This window comes from Streptomyces sp. SID1328 (genome assembly GCF_009865595.1).
GTDB lineage: Bacteria > Actinomycetota > Actinomycetes > Streptomycetales > Streptomycetaceae > Streptomyces > Streptomyces griseoluteus.
This window is the reverse complement of the sequence record NZ_WWKH01000874.1, coordinates 1-4,975: the sequence shown is the minus strand read 5'-3', so window position 1 is coordinate 4,975 and position 4,975 is coordinate 1. Positions and strand designations below refer to the sequence as shown.

Below are 4,975 nucleotides of genomic sequence, written 5' to 3'. Positions count from 1 at the left end.
CGGCTCCGGCAAGTCCACCCTGCTCAAGGCGGTGGCCGGTCTGCTCCCGGTGGAGAACGGCCACATCTACACCGACGGCCAGCCCTCCCTGCTGGGCGTCAACGCGGCCCTGATGAGCGACCTGACCGGCGAGCGCAACGTGCACCTCGGCGGCCTCGCCATGGGGATGTCCCGCGAGCAGATCAAGGAGCGCTACCAGGACATCGTCGACTTCTCCGGGATCAACGAGAAGGGCGACTTCATCACCCTGCCGATGCGCACCTACTCCTCGGGCATGGCGGCCCGGCTCCGCTTCTCCATCGCCGCCGCCAAGGACCACGACGTGCTGCTGATCGACGAGGCGCTGGCCACCGGCGACCGCTCCTTCCAGAAGCGCTCCGAGGCCCGCATCCGTGAGCTGCGCAAGCACGCCGGCACGGTCTTCCTGGTCAGCCACAACAACAACTCCATCCGCGACACCTGCGAGCGGGTGCTCTGGCTGGAGCGCGGCGAGCTGCGCATGGACGGCGCCACCGAGGACGTGCTCAAGGAGTACGAGGCGTTCACGGGCGACCGGAAGAAGAAGTAGCCAAGGGGCTTCCGCTTCACGCGTGGATATCCCTTTCAGTCATGTAATGACAGTATGTTATGAAAGGTGACCGCCCGGACGAAGAGCCGAAGGAGCCCCTCCAGATGCCCCAACTCAGCGTCATCGTCTACGGGCCCAACACGCAGGGGCATCTGGCCGAACTCCTCGACTCCCTCGACGCCCATCCGCTCCCGGACACCGAGGTGATCGTCGCGGCGGTCGGCGACTGGGCGCGGGAGACGGCGGAGGGCCACGCACCCGAGACGGTCACCGTGCCGCTGCCCGAGGGCACGCCGGACGCCGAGGCCCGGTCGGCGGGGGCCGCGCGGGCCTCCGGCCGCTGGCTGCACTTCGTGCACGCCAAGGACGGGCTGCCCGCCGGAGCCCCCCGACTGCTGGCCGAGCGCACGGCGGAACTGGACGAGCGCACCGACGTCGTCCTGCTGGACCACGTCACCACCACCTGGCGGACCACCGCCGTCCCCTCCCGCGACGGCCGCCTGCTCGCCGGGGCCGGCCGCGCCGCCGTCGCCCTGGACGACTCGCCCGACCTGCTCCGCCTCACCCCGCTGCTCGGCACCCGCGCGCTGCGCACCGCGTTCTGGCGGGAGCACGAGGAGGAGTTCTCCGGCGGCGACGAGAACTTCGTCGCCCAGGCCGCCCTGCTCCGCGCCGGCCACGTGGCCTGCCTCGACCAGACGGCGTACGAGGACCGCAGGCTGCGCCGGGAGAGCCTGCCCCCGCGCACCCCCGAGGACCGCTACGCCCTGATCAACCGCCACGAGCGCCTGCTCGCCCTCACCGAGGACCGTCCCCCGGTGCGGGCGGTGCTGTACGGGCTGATGGTCCGCGATCTGGTGCGGGTCTTCGCCCGCGAGGGCATGCCGGAGCCGGTGGCCCGCGAGTTCTTCCGCCGCGGCTCGGCCGCCGCCGTCCGCTGGCGCCCCGAGGGCCACCAGCGCCCGGCGGGCCTGGAGGGCGTACGGCACGCGCTGCTGGAGGAGGGCGCGTACACCAGGTACCGGGCGCTGCAGACCGCCAACCGCACCCGGCGCTCGGCCCGCAAGGCGGTCCGCGCCCGCAAGCGGCGGTTCGGGGTGCGGCTGCGCGAACAGCAGTACCGCCGGGCGCTCACCCGCCCGCTCGATCCGGACCTGGCCGTGTTCGCGGCCTACTGGGACCGGGGGGTGGCCTGCAACCCGGCCGCCATCGCCGCCAAGCTGGCCGAACTCGCCCCGCACATCCACCCGGTGTGGGTGGTGACCGGGGAGAACGCGGCCCTCCTCCCCCACGGCACCGACCACGTCATCCCCGGCACCCGGCGCTACTGGGAGACGCTGGCGACCGCCAAGTACCTGGTCAACAACGTCAACTTCCCCAACGCGGTGGTCAAGCGCCCCGGCGCCGTCCACCTCCAGACCCACCACGGCACCCCGCTCAAGCGCATGGGCCTGGACCAGCGGGAGCACCCGGCGGCGGCCCAGGGACTCGACTTCGCCGCGCTGCTGTCCCGGATCGACAAGTGGGACTACAGCGTCAGCGCCAACAGCCACTCCACCCGGATGTGGGAGCGCGCCTACCCGGCCCGCTACACCTCGCTGGATCACGGCTATCCGCGCAACGACGTCTTCTACACCGCCACCGCCGCCGACGTGCGCGCCGCCCGCGAGCGCCTCGGCATCCCGCCCGGCCGCACCGCCGTGCTCTACGCGCCCACGCACCGCGACTACGAGGCCGGGTTCACCCCGCGCCTGGACCTCGCCACCCTCGCCGACCGGCTGGGCGAGGACACCGTGCTGCTGGTGCGCGCCCACTACTTCTACGGTGGCGGCGCGGCCTCCCCGCTGACCGGGCTGCGCCGCACCGGCCGCATCATCGACGTCTCCACCTACGACCCGGTCGAGGAACTCTGCCTGGCCGCCGACGTGCTGGTGACGGACTACTCGTCGATCATGTTCGACTACGCCAACCTGGACCGCCCGATCGTCGTGCACGCCGACGACTGGGAGACCTACCGCACCACGCGCGGGGTCTACTTCGACCTGATGGCCGAGGCCCCCGGCCGGGTCGCCCGCACCCAGGAGGAGCTGACCGAGATCCTCACCTCGGGCGCCTGGCGCGACGAGACGGCGGCGAAGGCCCGCACGGCGTTCCGGCGCCGGTTCTGCGAGTTCGACGACGGCCGGGCCGCCGAACGGGTCGTGCGGCGAGTGTTCCTCGGTGAACCCGAGGAGGCGCTGCCGCCCGTGCTTCCGCTGGAGGAACGTTCCCCCGCCCCGACGCCCGAGGAGCTCCAAGGATGACGACCCCCGACGTCACGGTCACCGTCATCGTCTACAACGACGCGGCCCGGCTGCCCCGCGCGGTCGCCTCCCTGCGCGCGCAGACCCACGAGAACATCGAGATCGTCATCAGCGACGACCACTCCACCGACGACACCCCCGAGGTGGCCCGGCGGCTGGCCGCCGAGGACAGCCGGGTGCGCTACCTGCGCCTGCCGGAGAACAGCGGCGGGTGCAGCGCCCCCCGCAACCGGGCCATCGACATCGCCCGCGCCCCGTACCTGATGTTCCTCGACAGTGACGACGAACTCCCGCCGCGCGCCGTCGAGTTGCTGCTCGCCGCGCACCGGGAGCGCGAGGTCGACTTCACCATGGGCGCGGTGCGCCGGGTCCGGGTGGACAACGGCCGCCGCACCACCTGGATGCCGCACCTGGTCCGCGAGCGCCGCACCCTGGACGGCATCGGGGCCGACCCCCGGCTGCTCTTCGAGCACCTCTCGACCAGCAAGATGTACGCCCGCGCCTTCCTCGACCGCCACCACCTGCGCTTCCCCGAGGGCATCCACTACGAGGACCAGCTCTTCTCGGCCCAGGCGTACGGGCTCGCGCGGGCGTTCACCATCATCCCGGACCCGGTCTACACCTGGTACATCGAGCCGTACGCGGCCGAGTCCAGCGCCTCCATCTCCAACCAGCGGCACAAGATCTCCAACGTCGCCGACCGGGTGCACGTGCAGCGCCTGATCGACGCCTTCCTGGTGGAGAACGGGCAGGCCGGGCTGCGCGAGGACAAGGACTTCAAGTTCCTCAAGCACGACTTCCGGATGTACGCGGGCGACCTGCCCTACCGGGACGACGCCTGGCTGGCGGAGTTCGCCGAGATCATGAACCCGTACCTGGACACCCTGGCCGAGGGCGCCTACGCCCGGCTGCCCCGCCCGGAGCGGGTGGTGCTGGAGCTGCTGCGCGAGGGCGACCTCGACGGGGTCCGGCTCGCCGCGCGGGGTCTCGGGCACCCGGTGGCGCCGCGCGAGGTCACCGCCGGCGCCGACGGCGCGCCCTACTGGGGCGGCTCGGTGCCCACGACCGAGCGGGCGCGCCGGGAACTGGACCTGACCGACCTGGAGCTGGAGACCCGCCCCTTCTCCACCGCCTTCTTCCGGCACGAGATCACCGACCTGCGGCCCGGCCCCGGCGCCGCGCTGACCCTGACGGTGCGCACCTACGACCCCGGACTGCGGCTGCCGGTGGGCCCGCAGCGGGCCGGGCTGCTGCTCTCCCCCGGCCGGCGACGGCTCACGGTGCCGTTCCGGCTGGACCCGGTGCGGCCCGGCGTGTTCGAGGGCCGGGTCCAGCTGGACCTGACCCGGGCCCGGCTCCCCCTCCAGGGCTTCGAGGGGGTCCGGCATCCGCAGGTCAGGCTCCAGCAGCAGGGCCTCGCGCACTCGGGGCTGCTGCTGGCACCGCTCGCCTTCCCGGCGCTGAGCGCACGGGTGGAGTCGGGCGGCGCGGCACACCGGATCACCGTCGAGCCCGAGGGCCGCAACCCCGGCCGGCTGCAGATCCGCTGGCAGCCGGTGGGGGTCACGGCCCGGGTGCTGCGGCCGGTGGTGCGCAAGATCGACCGGCCGCGGGTGCGCAACGCGTTCCGGCTGGTGACGAGCGCGCTGAAGTGAACTCCGCTCAGTCGCGCACCGCGTAGAGCACCTGTCCGGCCGGCCCGGTCGTCACCGGGCGCAGCCACGGCTCGGCGTCGGCGGCCGGCCCGATCACCCAGCGCACCCCGTACCGGCGCGCTATGGCCCGCCGGACCTCGGAGGAGGTGCCGGCGTCGAAGTACCGCTCCACCGCCGCGTCCCGGCCGCCCTGGTCCGGCAGGAACACGTCCGGGTAGCCGGGCGCCACGGTGTACGGGCCGTACGCGGGGATCTGCCGGGACGGCACCGTACGGGCCATCACCACCTGCCCGTAGCCGACCCAGGGCGTGATCCAGTGGTAACCGACCCACGGCGGGCGGTACTTGGCGGCGACCGGGGCGGGCAGCGCGTCACGCGGGACCACGTAACCGAGCATCCCCGCCTGGCCCCAGGCGCCCACGGCGAGGGCGGCCCCGAGCAGGCAGGCC

At 73.2% G+C, this 4,975-nt stretch carries 3 protein-coding genes and 1 pseudogene; 3 read left to right on the top strand and 1 reads right to left on the bottom strand.

All coding sequences use genetic code 11. The annotated features are described in order from the left end of the window. From GT030_RS28245 to GT030_RS28235, 3 genes are all read left to right on the top strand, one after another. On the top strand, window positions 1-568 hold a 568-nt coding region (locus GT030_RS28245), incomplete at its 5' end, for an ABC transporter ATP-binding protein (protein WP_161203510.1). Window positions 569-672: 104 nt separating this feature from the next. Beyond that, window positions 673-2,871: a CDP-glycerol glycerophosphotransferase family protein gene (locus GT030_RS28240; RefSeq protein WP_161203509.1), complete on the top strand. Its 2,199-nt coding sequence runs from the start codon at window positions 673-675 to the stop codon at window positions 2,869-2,871. Then, window positions 2,868-4,526: a glycosyltransferase family 2 protein gene (locus GT030_RS28235; RefSeq protein WP_161203508.1), complete on the top strand. Its 1,659-nt coding sequence runs from the start codon at window positions 2,868-2,870 to the stop codon at window positions 4,524-4,526. Before GT030_RS28240 ends, GT030_RS28235 begins: the two co-directional genes overlap by 4 nt. Before the next feature lie 7 nt (window positions 4,527-4,533). On the opposite strand, the pseudogene GT030_RS28230 reads toward GT030_RS28235, so the two are convergent. Next, window positions 4,534-4,975 (bottom strand): annotated as a pseudogene (locus GT030_RS28230) (hypothetical protein); the annotation flags it as partial.